The following is an 18316-nucleotide window of genomic DNA, read 5'->3' as shown; positions in this document are numbered from 1 at the left end:
GAGCAGTCAACGCTCGCCGAGGCGGAATCAGGCGGCGTGGGGGGAACGGGCGGCTCGGACCGCGCCGGCTACGGAGGTGCCGGTGAGTTCGGAGAGTCGCAGGTAGGTGGCGCGGAGGTCGCGGGAAAGGTCGGCGGCGAGGCCGAGGCGGATCATGCCGCGTTCGCAGTCGACCACCACCGCGGCCACGCCGTCGGCGGCGAGGCGGCGGGCCGCCGCGCGGGCGCGCGGCACAGGGTCGACGCCGCCGGTGGCGCGGCCGTCGGTGAGCAGCACCAGCATGGCCCGGCGCTGCGGGTCACGGACCCGTTCCCGCCGCACGATCTCCCGGGCCTTCAGAAGTCCTTGTGCCAGTGGGGTTTTGCCGCCGGTGCGGAGACCGGACAGGCGTCGCACGGCGATATCGACCGAGGAGGTCGGCGGGAGCACGAGTTCGGCCTCGCTGCCGCGCACCGTGATCACGGCGACCTTGTCGCGGCGCTGGTAGGCGTCGCGCAGCAGCGCCACCACCGCGCCGGTCACCGCGGACAGCCGGTCGCGGGCCGCCATCGAGCCGGAGGCGTCCACCACGAACACCACCAGGTTGCCTTCTCGCCCTTCGCGATGCGCGCCGCGCAGGTCCGCGGGCTCTAGGGCCAGCGGGCCCGCGGTGCGGCCACGCGCGCTCTGGTGGGGCGCGGCGGCGAAGACCGTGCCCAGCAGGTGCAGGCCCGCCGACGGGTCGGCGGTCGATCGCACCACGCGGCCGTGCCGGGTGCGGGCCCGCGAGCGGCGGCCGGGCGCGCCCTCGCCGATGCCGGGAATCTCCCAACGTGGCGGGCGCGCAGCGGAATTCACCGGCGACGCGGCACTGCCCGCGCGGGCGCGGCCGCCACCGGGGCCGCCGTTCGGGCCATCGGGGCCGTCCGGACCGTCGGGCCCCTCGTCCGGACCGCCGGGGCCGTCCGGACCGCCAGGACCGTCGTCCGGACCACGGGGGCCTTCCGGACCGCCGGAACCGTCGTCCGAACCGCCGGAACCGTCGTCGCGGCCATCAGGACCATCGGCCGGGCCACCGATGCTGTCGTCCGGACCGCCGGAACCGCCCTCCGGACCGGCGGAGTTATCGTCCGGACCGCCGAAACCCTTGCCGGAGCGACCATTCGGGTCACCGTCCGGATCGGGTGATCCGTCGGAGCGCTCGCTCGCGTCATCCGACGAATCCGCACTACCGTCCGGATCTTCTGCGCCGCTGGCGTTTTCGTCCTCTGCGTGCGCGGCCTCCGCCTCGGCCTGCCGCATGGCCTCGTCGAGCTGCTCCTCGCTGATGCCCGGCTCGTCGAACGGGTCGCGCCGACGGCGGTGTGGCAGAGCGAGTTCCGCCGCGACGCGCACATCCTCGGCCGTGACGCGATCGCCGCCGCGCCAGGCGGCGTGAGCGGTCGCGGTGCGGGCCACCACCAGGTCCGCGCGCATGCCGTCGACGTCGAAGGACGCGCACAGCGCGGCGATCCGGCGCAGTTCCACATTGTCCAGGGCCACGTCGCGGAGCCGGCCGCGGGCGGCCCGGATGCGGTCGGCCACCGCGCGATCGGCGTCCGCGTAGCGGGTCGCGAAGGCCACCGGGTCGGCCTCGAAGTCCAGGCGGCGGCGCACCACGGCCATCCGCACGTCGACATCCCGGGAGGCGGCCACGTCGACGGTCAGCCCGAAGCGGTCCAGCAGCTGCGGACGCAGCTCGCCCTCCTCCGGGTTCATGGTGCCGACGAGTACGAACCGCGCCGGATGCGAATGCGAGACCCCGTCGCGCTCGATGTGTACCCGGCCCATGGCCGCGGCGTCGAGCAGCACGTCTACCAGATGGTCGTGCAGCAGGTTCACCTCGTCGACGTACAGCACCCCGTCGTGGGCGGCGGCCAGCAGTCCGGGCCGGAACGCCTGCTCGCCGTCGCGCAGCACGCGTTGCAGATCCAGCGAGCCGACCACCCGGTCCTCGGTCGCCCCGACCGGCAGTTCCACCAGTCGCGCGGGCCGCTCCCCGCGCTCGTCGACCACCGGCGGCAGCAGGTGTGCGAGCGCCCGCACCACGGTCGACTTCGCCGTCCCCTTCTCTCCGCGCACCAGCACGCCGCCGATCCCCGGATGCACCGCGCACAGGATCAGCGCCAGCTGCAACCGTTCCTGACCCACCACGGCCGAGAACGGAAACCCGGCGTCGCCGTCGCGCGCCGCCGCGCCCTCGGAATGCGGGACCACGCTGGTTCGGGATTCGGACACGGCCCCAACTCTAGGCGCGCCACCCCGCTCTCCCCGCGCCACCCTCCTGTGAACAACCGCACCCACACAACTCTTCGCAACCCACTCCGCCCCGGCACCGAGGTACCGGACCACATCGCGGAGCAGGGTGGCGATGGCCGATTACGCTGTGCCGGTGCGAGATCTGGCGAACGGATTCGGGTATCTGCTGCGCGGGCAGCGGTGGGTGGCGGCGCATCGGCGGGCGCTGGGGCTGGGGCTGGTGCCGGGGCTGATCTCGATGGTGTTGTATCTGGCGGCCCTGGTGGCGCTGGTGATCTTCGCCGGTGACCTCGTCGCGTGGGCCACGCCGTTCGCCGACGGCTGGTCGTCGCCGTGGCCGGGACTGCTGCGCGGATTCCTGGCGGTGCTGCTGGTGGCGCTGGGGCTGTTGCTGTCGGTGGTCACCTTCACCGCGGTGACGCTGGTGCTCGGGCAGCCGTTCTACGAGGCGCTGTCCGAGCAGGTGGACCGGTCGCTGTCGCCGGACGGCACCGCGCCGGAGTCCGGTCTGTCGTTCCCGCGCGAACTGTGGATCTCGGTCCGCGACGGCATCCGGATCGTGGTGCGCGCCGCGTGCTGGGGTGCGCTGCTGTTCGCCGCCGGTTTCCTGCCGGTGGTGGGTCAGACGGTGATCCCCGTGCTGGGTGTGTGCGTCACGGGCTGGTTCCTCGCCCAGGAACTCACCTCGGTGGCGCTGGCCCGCCGCGGCGTCGCGCTGCGGGAGCAACTGATCCTGCTGCGCACCCGCCGGACGCTGGTGTGGGGCTTCGGGATTCCGCTCGCGGCGGTGTTCCTGATTCCCTTCGTCGCGGTGTTCCTCATGCCGGGCGCGGTCGCGGGCGCCACCCTGCTCGTCCGGGACCTGCGCCGGGAAGACGCGGAGAATGCCCTCGATCGTCAAGCGCCACAAGGACTCTGAAAGCCCGAAGCTGTCCTCAGCGTAAGCTACCGTCACGCCCCCAGCGCCGCGGACTCCTCGTCCGGATCGACGGCGTCGACCAGCTCGTCCCAGTGCTCGGAAGTCCACGCGCAGATGGCCTTCAGCGGTTCCAGAATGCTGTATCCGAGCGCGGTCAGCTCGTAGGTGACCTGCCGCCCAGCGACGGTCCGCACCACCAGGCCGAGCCGTTCCAAGGTCCGCAAGGACTGCGTCATGACCTTGGGTGTGATGCGCGCCAACGGAATTCGCAACTCGGAGTAGCGGCGCGGACCGTCGGCGAGACACGCCACGATCAGCGCGCCCCACTTGTCGCCGATGCGCACGGGCGACAGGACCGACGGGCACAGTTCGTCGAACATCTGCGGAGGGAGCGGTCGCATCGCCCCAGCCTAGCGAGCCGCGAGGTATCCCGGTGGTAACCATGGTCCCCGCTACCGTCGCCGCCATGGCAAAGATCATCGTTTTCGGAGCAGGCGGTCGCGCGGGCCGGACCATCGCGGCGGAGGCACGGTCCCGCGGCCACGCCGTCACCCTGGTGGTGCGCGACGCCGCCAAGCACCCCGACCTCGACGCGGCGACCGGCGACGTCACCGACGCCGCCCGCATCGCCGAACTCGCCGCGGGGCACGACGTCGCCGTGCACGCCGCCGCCACCCTGGACACCCCGGCCGCCGAGTTCTTCCCCGCGGCCGTCCGCGCCCTGCTCACCGGCCTCGCGACCGCGGGCGTCCCCCGCCTGGTCGCGATCGGCCTCGCCACCAGCCTGCCGACCGCAACCGGCGTCCTGCTGCGCGACGCCGTCGAACTCCCCGCCGAGCACCGCGACTTCCTGCTCGGGCACGGCGCCGGAACCGACGCGCTGCGCTCGGCCGACACCGCGATCGACTGGACCGTCGTGGCCCCGTCCGGCGACTTCGACCACACCGGCGACCCCGTGGGCCGCTACCGGGTCGCACCGGCCGACTTCGACCAGCGCATCACCTACCCGGACTTCGCCCGCGCCGTGGTCGACGAGATCGAGCGGCCGGCGCACACCCGCGCCTTCTTCGCCGTCACCGCAGCCTGACCACCGCGCCCCGTCCCGACGACTGGGCAGCCCCGAAAAAAGAAGTCCCGCAGCCCTTCTCGGCTGCGGGACTTCGGTGTCTCAACCCCGGCGCATCGGCACGTGCGGGATGCCGTCCTCGATGTACTCCGCGCCGTCGGGCTTGAACCCGTGCTTGGTGTACATGTCGACCAGATAGGTCTGCGCGTTCAGACGCACTGTGGCCGAACCGGTTTCGGCGAGCGCGGCCTGCAGCAGGCGGGTGGTGTAGCCGTGCCCGCGGGCCGACGGCGTGGTGCACAGCCGCCCGATGCGGAACGACTTCACGCCGTCCGCGTGCTCCTCCAGCAGCCGCAGGGTGCTGATGATCTCACCCTCGTCGTCGAGCCAGAGGTGCCGTGTCTCGGGCAGCAGGTCGAGGCCGTCCAGTTCCGGGTAGGCGCACTTCTGCTCGACGACGAACACCGCGACGCGAAGCTGCAACAGCTTGTACAGGGTCGCGGTGTCGAGATCCGCGGCCCACGACCGTTTGAGAGCAACCGTTGACATCATCGCGTCTTGCTATCACATGGATCAGTTCTGCGCGACCCCGGCCGGTACCGGCGTGTTGCCGGCCTCGGGCCGTTCCAGCCGCAGCACCTTGGTCGACCAGTCCCACACCTCGTGATACAGCCCCTGGTTCTCCGACAGCTTGACGCCCAGCGAGGGCACCATCTCCTTCAGCTTCGGCGTCCACTCGGCGTACTCGGTGGGGAAGCATCGCTGCAGCACGTCCAGCATGGCGCTGACGCAGGTGGAGGCGCCCGGCGAGGCCCCGAGCAGACCGGCGACCGAACCGTCGGCGGCCGCGATCACCGCGGTGCCCAGCTCGAGCACGCCGCCGATCCCCTTGCGGCGGATGATCTGTACGCGCTGGCCGGCGGTGATCAGCTCCCAGTCGTGGCCGTCGGCGCGCGGGATGAACTCCTCCATCGTGTTCACCTTGCCCGCCGGTGACTTCAGCAGCTCGCTGACCAGGTACTTGACCAGACCCAGCTCGGTGACGCCGACGCCGAGCATCGGGGTGACGTTGCCCGCGCGCACCGACTTGAACAGGTCGGTGAGCTTGCCGTCCTTGAGAAACTTCGGCGTCCAGCCCGCGTAGGGGCCGAACAGCAGCCCGGCGTTGCCGCGGATCACGCGAGTGTCCAAGTGCGGCACCGACATCGGCGGCGCGCCCACCGCGGCCTTGCCGTACACCTTGGCGTGGTGCTGGTCGATCAGCGCGGGGTTGGTGCACCGCAGGAACTGGCCGCTGACGGGGAACCCGGCGAAGCCCTTGATCTCCGAGATGCCCGACTTCTGCAGCAGCGGCAGCGCGTACCCGCCCGCGCCGACGAAGACGAATTTGGCGTTCACCGTACGGTTTCCGCCGGTGCGGACGTTGCGGATCCGCACGTTCCAGCTGCCGTCGGACTGCTTGTCCAGGTTCTTGACCTGGCTGCCGAAGGCGATCTCGACGCCGCTCCCGCCGAGATAGGCCAGCAGCTGCTTGGTCAGCGAGCCGAAGTCGATGTCGGTGCCGCGGTCACTCCAGTTCAGGGCGATCGGGTCGGAGTAGTCGCGGCCCTTGGCCATCAGCGGCAGCCGGCGCGCGAACTCGTCGGGCGCGTCGATGTACTCCATGCCCTCGAACAGCGGGTGCCGCGCCAGCGCCTCGTACCGCTTGCGCAGGTAGTCGACGTTGTCGGCGCCGTGCACGAAGCTGACGTGCGGGATCGGGTTGATGAACTCCGACGGGTCGCCCAGCACCCCGGTCTCCACCGCGTGCGCCCAGAACTGCCGCGACACCTGGAACCGCTCGTTGATGTCCACGGCCTTGGACACGTCGACCGAACCGTCGGCCAGTTGCGGGCTGTAGTTCAGCTCGCACAGCGCCGAATGACCGGTGCCCGCGTTGTTCCACGGGTCACTGCTCTCCGGAGCGGCGGCGTCGGTCCGCTCGAACATGGTGATCGACCAGTCGGGCTGCAACTGACGTAGCAGGGCCCCGAGGGTGGCACTCATGATGCCGGCACCGATGAGGACTACATCGGTCTTTTCAGTCATCGCAGCGTTCGGCACGGGTAGATCGACTTCCTTGTCCTGCGAGCGGGTCAGCAACTTCAGCGGGAAGGTTACCCGCCGTTCACTTCAACCTGATTCTGCCCCTCACCATGCCCGTTTCCGTAAACCTCAACCCGAGGTGTGACCGACTTCCCTCGCGCCGACATCGATGAGCGGGTCGAATATCGTGGAGCTGTGACGAACGAAACCCCCGTCGCGGCCACGCGCGCCGCCGCCTGGCAGGCCGATGTGCTGGGCGAGGATTACGAGCAGCTGACCCTCCCGCTGGGCCCCGACCCGGACGGCGAGGGAACCGTCGAGGCCACCCTGGTTCGCTACACCGCCGGTGACCGCGAGACCGCCACCGGCACCGTGCTCTACGTGCACGGCTTCACCGACTACTTCTTCCAGAAGCACCTGGCCGAGCACATGGCCGCCCAGGGTTACCGCTTCTACGCGCTGGATCTGCGCAAGTGCGGCCGGTCCCGGCGGCCGGGGCAGACCGCGCACTACGTCAGCGACCTGTCGCTCTACGACGCGGAGCTGAACGAGGCGCTGCGCATCGTCCGGGCGGAGACCGGGCTGCCGGCGCTGCTGATGGCGCACTCCACCGGCGGGCTGGTGCTGCCGCTGTGGCTGGATCGGCTGGAGAAGTCCGGAGGTGTTGCGGCACAGGGCATTACCGGCCTGGTGCTGAACAGCCCGTGGTTCGATCTGCAGGGCCCGGCGTACTACCGCACGGTCGGCACGGCGGTGATCAACGGGATCGGCCGGCTGCGTGCCATGACCAAGCTGCCCGGCGCCGAGCTGAGCACCTACGGCGACAGCCTGCACCACAGCGTGTCCGGCGAATGGGACTACGACCTGGACTGGAAGCCGCTGACCGGTTTCCCCGTGCACCTGGGCTGGCTGCGCGCCATCCGGCAGGGGCACGCCCGGCTGCAGCGCGGTCTCGACATCGGGGTGCCGGCGCTGATCCTGCGGTCCAAGGTGACCAAGTTCATGCGCAAGTACGGGCCGGCGGCCGACGTCGCCGACACCGTGCTCGACGTGCGCCAGATCCAGCGGTGGTCGGGCTGCCTGGGCGACCGCACCAACGTGGTGCCGATCGAGGGCGCCCGCCACGACGTGTTCCTGTCGTCGGCGCCGGTGCGGGCGGTCGCGTTCGAGGAGCTGGACGCGTGGCTGGGGTGGCTGGCCGAGTTCACCGCGAAGCGCGACTGAACCTCACCAAAGGCCGCTGCGCAGCACGATCTCGGTCGCCAGTTCCTGGTCGGCCTCGGTGGCGACGTGCGCGACGTCGACCTGCGTGACCCGGAACTCGCCGAACACGTGCCGCCCGCTGGCGTCGGCCGCCGAGCGCGGCAGGTCTTTGGTGGCGATCACGGTGGTCGGTAGCTCGACGGCCGGGCAGGCGGGGTCGGCGGGTTTGCCGTCCGCGCCGGCCACGGCCGGATGCGCCCGCCCGGCGGCGACGAGGCCGATGAAACGACCGAAGCCGCGGGCCGAGAGCTGCCAGGCCAGCGCGGCGCCCGCACCGACGCCGACCAGGTTGGCCCACGGCACACCCAGGTCGTCGAGGATGGCGTAGACGCCGGTCCGGTCCAGGTCGTCGAGTGATTCGACCGCGATGGTGCGCAGGTCGGAGGTGTGCAGGCGGGCGCACACCCGGTCGTACACGTCGATCGGGTCACCCGCGTCGGGCAGCAGCAGTACGGTGTGCCGTGATTGCGGTCCATCGACTCGCACGGTCCACGCGCGGTTCTCGACCGCGATCCGCCGAGTTTCCATGCCGACTCACGCTACACGTCGTCGCGGCTCCCGACCGCGTGTTGCTGGCCACCCCGCTTGCGTTCGGAACGAGGTTGCCCGCGCGGGTTCAGTGTCCGACGGTGAGGGTCGGCAGACCCGGTGGCGCGCCCGAGGCGAGCAGGCGTTCGAGGTGGTCGAGATCGAGGTGCTTCTCGATCAGGTCGGCCAGCAGATCGAGCTGCTCGGCCCGCACCTCCGCCACCGAGACGTCCTGCGCCACAACGAAACCTGTCCGGCCCGCGTGGCGCGCGACCGTACGCAGCCAGGCCCGGCGGAACTCGTCGGACTCGAGCAGCCCGTGCAGATGCGTGCCCCACACCGCCCCGCGCACACTCCCCTCGCCGCGCCCGTCGGTAAGCTCCAGCCACGCGGCGTCACCGTTGCGCCGCACGCGACCGTGGTGAATCTCATAGCCCCGCACCGCAATCCGCCCCTCCGGCGCGGTATCGGCAGGCGCGTGGGCGGTGGTGCGGCACAGGACTTTCGGGGACGCGAACTCGATCTCCAGGTCCAGCAGGCCGAGGCCGGGGACCTCGCCCGCCGCGGACTCCACGTCGTCGAGGATGCGGCGGCCCAGCATCTGGTAGCCGCCGCAGATGCCGAGGATCGGGCGGCCCGCTCGGGCGCGAGCCACCAGCGCGTCGGCGATTCCGGTGCGGCGCAACCATTCCAGGTCGCTCACGGTGGACTTGCTGCCGGGCAGCACCACCAGGTCGGCGTCGGCCAGGCGGGACGGGTCACTCGCCCAGCGCACCGCGACGCCCGGCTCGCACGCCAGGGCCTCGACATCGGTGGAGTTGGAGATGCGGGGCAGCCGGACGGCGGCCACGGTGAGCCAGTCGGCGCCCACCGGCGGCCGCGGGCGGCCGACCGGGGCGTCGGCGACGGTGCCGAGCGAGTCCTCGGCGTCGATCCAGAGATCCTCGGCGAAGGGCAGCACGCCCAGGGTCGGGCGGCCGGTGAGCGCGGCCAGCCGATCCAGTCCCGGCCGCAGCAGATCGACGTCGCCGCGGAACTTGTTCACCACGAATCCCGAGATCAGTTGCTGGTCTTCGGGTTCCAGGATCGCGACGGTGCCGAACAGGTGGGCCAGCACCCCGCCGCGGTCGATGTCGCCGACCAGCAGGACCGGCAGCCGCGCGGCACGCGCCAGCCCCATGTTGGCCAGATCGGTGGCGCGCAGGTTGATCTCGGCGGGCGAACCGGCCCCCTCACAGATCACCACGTCGAATTCCGCTCGCAGCGCGGCCAATTCGTCGGCCACGACCCCACTCAGCCGCTGCCGGTGCCGGAAATAGTCGGCGGCGCCCACGGTGTCGACCGCCTTGCCCCGCACGACCAACTGGGATCGCCGGTCGCTGCCGGGCTTGAGCAGCACCGGGTTGAACCGCACGCTCGGCTCCAGCCCGCAGGCCCGCGCCTGCAGCGCCTGCGCCCGGCCGATCTCCCCGCCGTCGAGGGTCACCACCGAGTTGTTGGACATGTTCTGCGCCTTGAACGGCGCCACCCGCACGCCCCGCCGCGCCAGCATCCGGCAGATCCCCGCCACCACAACACTTTTCCCCGCGTCCGAGGTCGTCCCGGCGACGAGCAGCGCGCCCTTCACCGCGGCGCCCGCGCCGGAACGCCGGACCCGCGAGTCACGGCAGGGTCAGGATCTCGGCGCCCTCATCGGTCACGACCAGGGTGTGCTCGAACTGGGCGGTCCACTTGCGGTCCTTGGTGACCACGGTCCAGCCGTCGTTCCAGATCTCGTAGTCGATGCCGCCGAGGTTGATCATCGGCTCGATGGTGAAGGTCATGCCGGGCTCGATCACCGACTCGACCGCCGGCTGGTCGTAGTGCAGGATGACCAGGCCGCTGTGGAAGGTGGGACCGACGCCGTGGCCGGTGAAGTCGCGCACCACGCCGTAGCCGAAGCGGTTGGCGTAGGCCTCGATGACGCGGCCGATCACGTTCAGCGCCCGGCCCGGCCGCACCGCCTTGATGGCCCGCATGGTGGCCTCGCGGGTGCGCTCCACCAGCAGCCGCGCCTCCTCGTCCACGTCGCCCGCGAGGAAGGTCGCGTTGGTGTCGCCGTGCACGCCGCCGATGTAGGCGGTGACATCGATATTGACGATGTCGCCGTCCTCGATCACCGTCGAGTCGGGGATGCCGTGGCAGATCACCTCGTTCAGCGAGGTGCAGCACGACTTCGGGAAACCCTTGTAGCCCAGCGTCGACGGGTAGGCGCCGTGGTCGCACAGGTACTCGTGCACGATGCGGTCCAGCTCGTCGGTGGTGACGCCGGGCGCGACCGCCTTACCCGCCTCCTCGAGCGCCTGCGCGGCGAGCTTGCCGGCCAGCCGCATCTTCTCGATCGTCTCGGGTGTCTGCACCCACGGCTCGCGGCCCTCGTTGGCGGTCTTCTTCCACGCGTACTCGGGGCGCTCGATGGAGCGCGGGACCTCACGGATCGGCGACTGGGTTCCGGGGACGAGCGGCTGGCGAGTGCGGACAGACATGCTGTCCAGACTATCCGCACCGCCCGCTCACGTGCTCGGCGCGGCGAATACCGACGGGCGACCGCGACTCTGCGAACTGCTCGGTCCGTTTATGCTGACGGCACTCCGCTCGAGCGTGCGCCGCGGGGCGGAGAGCCTTCCGGACACCGGTGGGCGACGGACGGACGCGGGCGACGAGACGGCAGTGGGGGTGGATGCGTGTGAGACCGATCCGCTGGTCCGGCCCGGCGTTCGTGGCCGGGCAGGCCCAGGAGCGGGCGCGGCGGGCCGTCGCCGTGGCGGCCGGCGTCGGCACCGTGCTGTGGGTCCTCACCCATCGGTCGACCATCGTCCAGCAGGCCCATCTGGTCAGTTCGTGGTGGACGCCGCTGGTGGTGACGCTGCTGGTCGGGACCGGGGCGACGGTGGTCGCCGCGGCGCTGGCCGGGCGGTCGACCGGGGTCACCGCGGGCCTGCTGGCCCTCGCCGTGCCGTCGGGCATCGCGGCCTTGGTCCCGGCGGGGCGGTACGGCTGCTTCGGTCCCACCGGCACCTGGATTCCGCCGCTGGTCGCGACCGCGGTGGTGGCGGCCGTGCTGGCCTGGCCGCGCGGCTGGCCGCTGCATCTGGTGGCGTCCGGGGCCGTTGCGGTCGCGGTGGATTTCTACGTCTCCGGAGGACAGAGCATCCACAGCGTGCTGGAGAGCCTGACCCGCACGTGGGTGATGCAGGGCTTCTTCGCGTGCGTGGCGGCCGGCATCGTGCGGGCGGCCGCGCAGCTCGACGCGGCGACGGCGGCCGCGGTGCGGCAGGCGGCGGTGGCGGCGACCGCCGAGGCCACCGACCGCGAGCGGTCCCGCTTCGCCGGGCTGATCCACGACAACGTGCTCGCCACCCTGCTCGACGCAGCGCGCGGCATGGATCCCGCCGCGCTGCCCGGCGCGGCGGACCGGACGCTGCGCCAGCTCGACGACGGCGCCCACCACACCGACGGCGAGCAGGTGGCCGCGCGCGCGGCGCTCGAGTCCTGGCAGGCCGCGGCCACCGAGGTGAGCCCCGGCATCACCGTCGCGTCGTGGGTGGCCGCGGACGCCGGGGACTTGCCGCGCGACGTGGTCACCGCCATCGGCGCCGCGACCGGCGAGGCCGCCCGAAACAGCCTGCGGCACGCCACGATCGGACGCGAGGCGGTGGCCCGCACGGTCTCGGCGACGGTCGACGCGCACGGCGCGACCGTCCGGATCGACGACGACGGCGCGGGCTTCGACCCGCGCCGGGTGTCCGCGGACCGGCTGGGCATCCGGCACAGCATCGTCGACCGGATGCGCCGCGTGCCCGGCGGGGACGCCGTCGTGGCCTCGCACCCGGGCCGCGGCACCACCGTGATCCTGCGGTGGCTGCGCGCCGAACCGTGCGAGGGCCAACCGCCCACGCTGCTCAGCCTGCGCGGCGGCACCGGCATCGCGCTGCTCGTCGTGGTGGAACTGGCGATCACCATGCTGATGGTGGGCTATCTGACCGGCGGGGCCGTCCCGGTCGCGGCGCTCGCGGGATACGGGCTGGTCGGCGTGGCCGGGGCGGCCGTGCTGATCCCGCGCCACGACCCGCTGCCGTGGTCGTCCACCGCGCTGATCGTCGCGGCCGGGCCGGTGGCCGTGCTCGCGTCGAGGCTCGGCTCCCCCGACCATCCGGTCCACCACCCGTCCTGGATTCTGATGGCCTACTCCTATGTGCTTGCGCTGCTGGGCATTCGGGGTCGCGTCGGAGCTGCCTGGATCGGGCTCCTCACGGCCGCGGCGGGTTTCGCCGCATCCGGCGCGGGAGTCGCGGCGGCGGTGGACGGTTCCGCGGTCACCGCGGGAACGGTGCTGGCCGTCACGGGATTCGCGTGGTACATGCGCCCGACGCTGCACTCGTTCCATCGCGCCCGCGCGGAGGCCGCCGGGAGCGCGGGCGCGGCGGCGCGCACCGCCGCGCACGACCGCGAGCGGCACCGCCAACTCGCCTACCTGGACCGCACCGCACGCCCCATGCTCGAACTGATCGCCACCGGCCGTCCGCTCACCGACCTCGACCGCGAGGAGTGCGCGCTGCTGGAGGCACAGCTGCGAGATCGCCTGCGCGCCCCCGGTTTCGCCACGCCCGGCATGGAGCTGGCCGCCCAGCGCGCCCGGCAGCGCGGCGTCACCGTCACCCTGCTCGACGACGGCGGCCTCGACGCGGCATCCGGCAAGGTGCGCGACCGGGTGACCGCCACCGCGATCGCCGCCCTGGACGACACGGCCACGGGCCGAATCACCGTGCGCGCCTTACCACCCGGCCGCGCGCTCCTGGCCACCATCGTGGTCACCGCCGACCCACCCCGCCGCCTCGAGATAGGCCCCGACGGCACGGTCCTGCCCACCCCCGAACACACCGCACTCGCCTGAACCCACGGGCGTCCGTGTCGAACGAGCCGCACTCCCCCGAGACCGCAGACACCCCGAGAGAGCGAGCCGCACTCCCACTGAAAGGCCGGACACACCCCGAGCGAGGCGGGCACCTCACTCCCGCAGGTGGGCCTCGAAGGCGATGCGGTCGCCGCGGTAGAGGGCGCGGACCCGCTCGATGGGTCGGCCCGCGTCGTCGACGGTCCGGCGGTGCAGCAGGATCATCGGCAGCGCCGTGGTGCATTCGAGCAGGGCCGCCTCGCGAGGCGAGGCCAGCACCGTCTCGATGCGCTCGCGCGCCGCGCCGAACCGCACGCCCGCCGCGCGGATCGCCGCGTACAGCGAGGTGCTCGGGTCGTAGCCGTCGCGCAGGCCGCCGAATCGCTCGAGGGTGAGATACGTGCTCTCCAAACCGATCTTCTCGTCGTCGGCGAGCAGGATGCGCTCGAGGTGCATGACCGTCGCGCCCGCCGCGACGCCCAGCGCGTCGGCGGTCTCGGCGTCGGCGGGCACGTCGTCCCAGCCCACGAGCACGCGGCCCGGACGGCGGCCCAGGCTCAGCGCCGCCTCGGTGTAGGACCGCAGCGACAGCGGCTGCACCAGCTTGGGCCGCGACACCACGGTGCCCCGCCCCTTGCGCCGGATCCGGCCCTCCACCAACAGGTCTCGCAGCGCCTGCCGCACCGTCTCGCGCGCCACCTCGAACCGGGCGGCGAGTTCGCGCTCCGAGGGCACCGGGTCGCCCTCCGCCGATTCGCCGATCATGCGCTCGATCTCGGTGCGCACGCGGTAGGCCTTGGGCAGCCGCGCGCCGGAATCCGCACTGCCCCGGGGCTTTTCGCCGGTGCCGGGGCCGGGCCTCGCCGCCGCCACGTCGGTTGCGTCCATGCCGACAGCCTACCCGCAATTGGTCTATACCAATTATTAACCTGACGTTCGCCCGAGACACACCCAACGGTCTAGACCATTGCGCATGATGCTCGGCATGCGATTGGTCATCATCGGCGGCGGCATCCTGGGCACCGCGCACGCCCTGGCCGCGATCGGCCGCGGTCACGAGGTCGTGCACCTCGAGCGCGAGACCGAGGCGCGCGGCGCGACGGTCCGCAACTTCGGCCTGGTCTGGGTGTCCGGGCGCAGCGCGCACGAGCTCGAGATCACGCTGCGGTCGCGCCGGCTGTGGGAGGAGATCGGCGGCAAGGTGCCGGGCGTCGGCTTCCGCGCGGCCGGGTCGCTCACCCTGGTCCGCACCGAGGCCGAGCTGGCGGTGGCCGAGGCCGCGGCGGCCGGGCCGACTGCGGCGGAGCGGGGCTTCGCGCTGCTGGATCCCGACGAAGCGCGGGCGCTGAATCCGGCCCTGCGCGGCAAATTCCTTGCCGGACTGCACTGTTCGACCGATGCGGCGGTGGAGTCACGGCAGGCGCTGCCCGCGCTGCGGGCCTACCTGCACGCCACCGGCCGCTACACCTTCTACGCGGGCGCCGAGGCCCGCGCGGTGGCGGGCGGCGCCGTCGTCGACGATCGCGGCCGCCGCTTCCCCGCCGACCTGGTGCTGGTGTGCCCGGGCGCGGCACACGGCGGGCTCACCCGGGAACTGGTGGGCGACATCCCCGTTCGCCGGGTCCGCCTGCAGATGATGCAGACCGCTCCGCTCGGCGAACAGCTGACCACCGCCGTCGCCGACGGCGACAGCTTCCGCTACTACCCCGGCTTCGCGGGACCCGAACTCACCCGGCTCGTCCGGGAGGAGGCGCAGACGTTCACCGCCGCGCGGCACCGGATGCAGCTGCTCTGTGTGCAGCGGCTGCACGGCGGACTCACCATCGGCGACACCCACGAGTACGACGAGCCGTTCGCCTTCGACGTCGACGAGGCCCCGTACGAGCACCTCACCTCGGTCGTCGAGGAACTGCTGGGCCGCCGGCTGCCGCCCGTGACGCGCCGCTGGGCCGGTGTCTACAGCCAGAGCATCGATCCCGCCGCCATCGTCACCCGCGCCCGGGCCGCCGAGAACGTCTGGGTGATCACCGGTCCCGGCGGCCGCGGCATGACGCTGGGGCCCGCGCTCGGCGAGGAAACCGCCGACCTGCTCGGCTTGTGAAAGGAAACGCTTTGTCCGACAGCAATATCCAACTGGCCGTGCTCGACATGGCCGGTACCACGGTCGCCGACGGCGGGCTGGTGCTGCGCGCCTTCGATGCCGCCGCCACCGCGGCCGGGATCCCCGCCGCGGGGCACGAACGCGAGGCCGCCGTCCGGTACGTGGTCGACACCATGGGCCAGTCGAAGATCACCGTGTTCCGTGCCCTGCTCGGTGACGAGGACCGAGCCCGGCGGGCGAATCAGGCCTTCGAGGCCGCCTACGACGAGTTCGCCGGCGACGCCACGCCGATTCCCGGTGCGGCCGAGGCGATCACGCGACTGCGGTCGGCCGGGATCAAGGTGGCGCTCACCACCGGATTCAGCCGCGGCACCCAGGACCGGCTGCTGGACGCGCTGGGCTGGCACGAACTCGCCGATCTCACGCTGGCGCCGGCGGAGGCCGGTCGCGGTCGGCCCTACCCGGACCTGGTGCTGACCGCCCTGCTGCGGCTGCGTGTCGACGCGGTGGATCGTGTTGCGGTGCTGGGCGATACGGCCAGCGACATCGCCACCGGCCGCGCGGCCGGCGCATGCGTCGTCGCGGGCGTGCTCACCGGCGCGCACGACGCGGACCGGTTGTCCGCCGCCGGGGCCACCCACGTGGTGCCATCCGTGGTGGAGTTCGCCGACCTGCTGCTCGACGGGCGCACCTCGCCCGGAACGACGAACGGACCGCGGCCGTGAGGTCCGCACACCCGACACCCTTCACACGAAAGTTGCTGTAATCGTGCGCATCTCGATCACCCGCCTCGCCCGCGCCGCGCTGATCCTCGCCGCCGCCACCACCGTCGCCTGTTCGGCGGCGGCCTGCGGCGGCACCGGAACGTCGTCCGCGGGCGGCGACACCGTGACGGTCTATTCCGCCGACGGCGTGGGCGACTGGTACCGGACCCAGTTCGCGAAATTCGAAGAGCAGACGGGTATTTCGGTCAATCTGGTCGAGGCCGGGTCCGGGGAGGTGGTCAACCGGGTGGACAAGGAACGCTCCAACCCGCAGGCCGATCTGCTCGTCACCCTGCCGCCGTTCATCCAGAAGGCGAACAAGTCGGGCCTGTTGCAGGACAGCGGAATCGACACTACCGCCGTGGCCGACACCGACAAGGATCCGGGCGGCAGATACGTCACTCTCGCCGGGAACTACCTGTCGTTCATCGCCAATCCGTCCGTGGACGCCGAGCTCACCTGGGACGATCTGCTGAAGCCGGAGTTCGCGGGCAAGATCCAGTACTCCACGCCCGGGCAGGCCGGCGACGGCACCGCGGTCCTGATCCTGCTCCAGCAGCTGTTCGGCAAGCAGGGCGCGCTGGACTACCTGACCAAGTTGCAGGCCAACAATGTCGGGCCGTCCGCGTCGACCGGAAAGCTGCAGCCGAAGGTCGACAACGGCGAACTGCTGGTCGCCAACGGCGACGTGCAGATGAACCTGGCCAGCATCAAGGAGAAGGGCTCGAAGTTCAACGTGTTCTTCCCCGCCACCGCCGACGGCAAGCGCAGCACGGTGGCCGTGCCGTACGTCATGGGACTGGCCGCCGGTGCGCCGCACCGGGATTCGGCGAAGAAGCTGATGGAGTATCTGCTCTCGGCGGACGTGCAGAAGACGCTGGGCCCCGACGCCATGGCCGTCCCGGCCCGCACCGATCTGCGCGGTGTCCCGGCGCCCGCCGGCACCGTCTCCCCGGCCGCGTACCTGGACGGCGTGACCGTCGTGACACCGGACTGGAACAAGGTCCTCGACGACCTGGACGGCGACATCGCCGCCTATCAGAAGGCCACCGGCAGCTGAGCGCGCCCCGGGACAGGAGCACGAGTATGTCCGCACCGACAACCTCCGCCGCCGCGATCGGCGTCGCCGACCCCGAACCGGCGATCGTCTTCGACCGGGTCGGCGTCCGCTACGGGCGCGGCCGCAAGACCACCGTCGCGCTGGCCGAATTCACGCTGCGGGTCGCCGCGGGTGAGACGGTCGCGCTGCTGGGCCCCAGCGGTTCCGGCAAATCGACCGCGCTCAAGGCATTGGCCGGATTCGTCCGGCCGACCTCGGGCGCGGTCCGGCTGGCGGGCCGCGACGTCACCTACCTCTCCCCCGCCGAGCGCGGCATCGGCGTGGTGGTGCAGTCCTACGCGCTGTTCCCGCACCTGCGGGTGCGCGACAACGTGGCCTTCGGGCTGCGGGCCCACCGCGTGCCGCGCCGCGAGATCGGCGCGCGGGTACACGAGGCCCTCGAGATGGTCGGCATGGCCGGTTACGCCGGACGGTTGCCGCGGGAGCTGTCGGGCGGGCAGCAGCAGCGGGTGGCGATCGCTCGCGCGCTGGCGATCCGGCCCCCGGTGCTGTTGCTGGACGAGCCGCTGGCCGCGCTGGACGCGCAACTGCGGCAGACCATGCTCGGTGAATTGCAGCAGCTGCGAAAGGCGTTGCCGGACACCGCAATGCTGTACGTCACCCACGACCAGGCCGAGGCGCTGGCGCTGGCCGACCGGATCGCGGTGCTGCGCGACGCCCGGCTGGTCGACGTCGACTCCGCCGAGAACCTCTGGCGGCGCCCGCCCAGTTCCTTCACCGCCGCGTTCCTCGGCGGCGCGAATCTGCTGCCGTGCCGGGTGCATCGCGTCTCGGGCACGACGGCGCTGGTCACGTCCGGCGAGCGCACACTCCGGGCCGAAGCCCCGAAACCCGGTGTGGGCCAGGCGGAGTGGGTAAGCGACGCCGATGCCCTGCTGTGCGTACGCCCGCACACCGTACGAGTCGGCGACGGCGCCGGACGCGACACCCTGCGCGCCACCGTCGTCTCCGCGGTCTGGCGCGGCTCCACCACACGGCTGACACTCGACGTCGACGGCCTGCCCGCCGAGCTGGTCGCCGATGTCCCCGGTCACTCCACCACCACCCCGGGCACCACGGTCGACGTCCGACTGCCGGACCCAGCGGGCGTCCTGATCCCGACCGCCGTGGGACCCGAATCCGTCTCCGCCACAGACGGTTCGGAGGCCGCCCGATGAACCCTCGGCCGAGATATCCGGCGCGCACCCGCCCCGCGAGCCATGAGGGGGCTCGCCGGGCTGGGCGCGAAAGTCTCTGCGCGACAGGGCACCGAAGCCACTA

16 protein-coding genes are annotated in these 18316 nt (G+C 72.0%); 8 read left to right on the top strand and 8 right to left on the bottom strand.

Annotation, left to right across the window (positions count from 1 at the left end):
* Positions 1-27: 27 nt before the first annotated feature.
* Positions 28-2235 carry a VWA domain-containing protein gene (locus IU476_RS20655; RefSeq protein WP_195102703.1) on the bottom strand — a complete coding sequence of 736 codons (2208 nt, stop codon included), beginning with the start codon at positions 2233-2235 and terminating at the stop codon, positions 28-30.
* A 154-nt stretch (positions 2236-2389) separates the two neighbouring features.
* Between IU476_RS20655 and IU476_RS20650 the strand changes: the two genes are divergently transcribed.
* Entirely contained in the window at positions 2390-3196 is an 807-nt protein-coding gene (locus tag IU476_RS20650) for an EI24 domain-containing protein (RefSeq protein ID WP_228823975.1), read from the top strand.
* Positions 3197-3228: 32 nt separating this feature from the next.
* Here the strand turns inward: IU476_RS20650 and IU476_RS20645 are convergent, their stop codons facing one another.
* Complete coding sequence (locus IU476_RS20645; protein WP_195102434.1) at positions 3229-3597, bottom strand: winged helix-turn-helix transcriptional regulator; 369 nt, start codon at positions 3595-3597, stop codon at positions 3229-3231.
* Positions 3598-3662: 65 nt separating this feature from the next.
* Between IU476_RS20645 and IU476_RS20640 the strand changes: the two genes are divergently transcribed.
* Positions 3663-4283: an NAD(P)-dependent oxidoreductase gene (locus IU476_RS20640; protein ID WP_195102432.1), complete on the top strand. Its 621-nt coding sequence runs from the start codon at positions 3663-3665 to the stop codon at positions 4281-4283.
* Positions 4284-4364: 81 nt separating this feature from the next.
* On the opposite strand, the gene IU476_RS20635 is transcribed toward IU476_RS20640, so the two are convergent.
* On the bottom strand, positions 4365-4814 hold the full coding sequence (locus tag IU476_RS20635; RefSeq protein ID WP_195102431.1) for a GNAT family N-acetyltransferase: 450 nt from the start codon (positions 4812-4814) through the stop codon (positions 4365-4367).
* A 21-nt stretch (positions 4815-4835) separates the two neighbouring features.
* Entirely contained in the window at positions 4836-6350 is a 1515-nt protein-coding gene (gene mqo / locus IU476_RS20630; RefSeq protein ID WP_195102430.1) for a malate dehydrogenase (quinone), read from the bottom strand.
* Positions 6351-6542: 192 nt separating this feature from the next.
* On the opposite strand from mqo, the gene IU476_RS20625 reads away from it, so the two are divergent.
* Positions 6543-7571, top strand: coding sequence for an alpha/beta hydrolase (locus IU476_RS20625; protein ID WP_195102429.1), 1029 nt, complete (start codon positions 6543-6545; stop codon positions 7569-7571).
* Between the two features lie 3 nt (positions 7572-7574).
* On the opposite strand, the gene IU476_RS20620 is transcribed toward IU476_RS20625, so the two are convergent.
* From IU476_RS20620 to map, 3 genes are all read right to left on the bottom strand, one after another.
* The gene (locus IU476_RS20620; protein ID WP_195102428.1) at positions 7575-8138 is read right to left on the bottom strand and encodes an alpha/beta hydrolase; all 564 of its coding nucleotides are present in this window, start codon (positions 8136-8138) and stop codon (positions 7575-7577) included.
* 88 nt (positions 8139-8226) lie between these two features.
* Positions 8227-9765, bottom strand: a complete 1539-nt coding sequence (locus IU476_RS20615; protein ID WP_195102427.1) for a cobyric acid synthase — start codon at positions 9763-9765, stop codon at positions 8227-8229.
* A gap of 34 nt (positions 9766-9799) precedes the next feature.
* Positions 9800-10663 carry a type I methionyl aminopeptidase gene (gene map, locus IU476_RS20610; RefSeq protein ID WP_195102426.1) on the bottom strand — a complete coding sequence of 288 codons (864 nt, stop codon included), beginning with the start codon at positions 10661-10663 and terminating at the stop codon, positions 9800-9802.
* Between the two features lie 200 nt (positions 10664-10863).
* On the opposite strand from map, the gene IU476_RS20605 reads away from it, so the two are divergent.
* Positions 10864-13071, top strand: coding sequence for a sensor histidine kinase (locus tag IU476_RS20605; RefSeq protein WP_195102424.1), 2208 nt, complete (start codon positions 10864-10866; stop codon positions 13069-13071).
* Between the two features lie 114 nt (positions 13072-13185).
* Here the strand turns inward: IU476_RS20605 and IU476_RS20600 are convergent, their stop codons facing one another.
* Complete coding sequence (locus IU476_RS20600) at positions 13186-13959, bottom strand: GntR family transcriptional regulator (RefSeq protein WP_195102422.1); 774 nt, start codon at positions 13957-13959, stop codon at positions 13186-13188.
* A 97-nt stretch (positions 13960-14056) separates the two neighbouring features.
* On the opposite strand from IU476_RS20600, the gene IU476_RS20595 reads away from it, so the two are divergent.
* From IU476_RS20595 to IU476_RS20580, 4 genes are read left to right on the top strand one after another with little or no spacing between them, the layout of a single operon-like run.
* Complete coding sequence (locus IU476_RS20595) at positions 14057-15172, top strand: TIGR03364 family FAD-dependent oxidoreductase (RefSeq protein ID WP_195102421.1); 1116 nt, start codon at positions 14057-14059, stop codon at positions 15170-15172.
* 11 nt (positions 15173-15183) lie between these two features.
* Complete coding sequence (locus tag IU476_RS20590) at positions 15184-15897, top strand: phosphonatase-like hydrolase (protein ID WP_195102419.1); 714 nt, start codon at positions 15184-15186, stop codon at positions 15895-15897.
* A gap of 43 nt (positions 15898-15940) precedes the next feature.
* Positions 15941-16996 (top strand): 2-aminoethylphosphonate ABC transporter substrate-binding protein, encoded by a 1056-nt coding sequence (locus tag IU476_RS20585; protein ID WP_195102417.1) that lies wholly within the window; start codon positions 15941-15943, stop codon positions 16994-16996.
* Between the two features lie 26 nt (positions 16997-17022).
* Positions 17023-18213 (top strand): ABC transporter ATP-binding protein, encoded by a 1191-nt coding sequence (locus tag IU476_RS20580; protein WP_195102416.1) that lies wholly within the window; start codon positions 17023-17025, stop codon positions 18211-18213.
* Positions 18214-18316 lie beyond the last annotated feature (103 nt).

The sequence above is a fragment of the Nocardia blacklockiae genome, assembly GCF_015477355.1.
Lineage (GTDB): Bacteria > Actinomycetota > Actinomycetes > Mycobacteriales > Mycobacteriaceae > Nocardia > Nocardia blacklockiae.
This window is presented reverse-complemented; position numbering and strand designations above follow the sequence as displayed.

Coding starts and splice junctions, on each gene's coding strand:
- IU476_RS20650 (WP_228823975.1), top strand. CDS start 2,390: ATGGCCGATTACGCTGTGCCGGTGCGAGATCTGGCGAACGGATTCGGG.
- IU476_RS20645 (WP_195102434.1), bottom strand. CDS start 3,597: ATGCGACCGCTCCCTCCGCAGATGTTCGACGAACTGTGCCCGTCGGTC.
- IU476_RS20640 (WP_195102432.1), top strand. CDS start 3,663: ATGGCAAAGATCATCGTTTTCGGAGCAGGCGGTCGCGCGGGCCGGACC.
- IU476_RS20635 (WP_195102431.1), bottom strand. CDS start 4,814: ATGATGTCAACGGTTGCTCTCAAACGGTCGTGGGCCGCGGATCTCGAC.
- mqo (WP_195102430.1), bottom strand. CDS start 6,350: ATGACTGAAAAGACCGATGTAGTCCTCATCGGTGCCGGCATCATGAGT.
- IU476_RS20620 (WP_195102428.1), bottom strand. CDS start 8,138: ATGGAAACTCGGCGGATCGCGGTCGAGAACCGCGCGTGGACCGTGCGA.
- map (WP_195102426.1), bottom strand. CDS start 10,663: ATGTCTGTCCGCACTCGCCAGCCGCTCGTCCCCGGAACCCAGTCGCCG.
- IU476_RS20600 (WP_195102422.1), bottom strand. CDS start 13,959: ATGGACGCAACCGACGTGGCGGCGGCGAGGCCCGGCCCCGGCACCGGC.
- IU476_RS20595 (WP_195102421.1), top strand. CDS start 14,057: ATGCGATTGGTCATCATCGGCGGCGGCATCCTGGGCACCGCGCACGCC.
- IU476_RS20580 (WP_195102416.1), top strand. CDS start 17,023: ATGTCCGCACCGACAACCTCCGCCGCCGCGATCGGCGTCGCCGACCCC.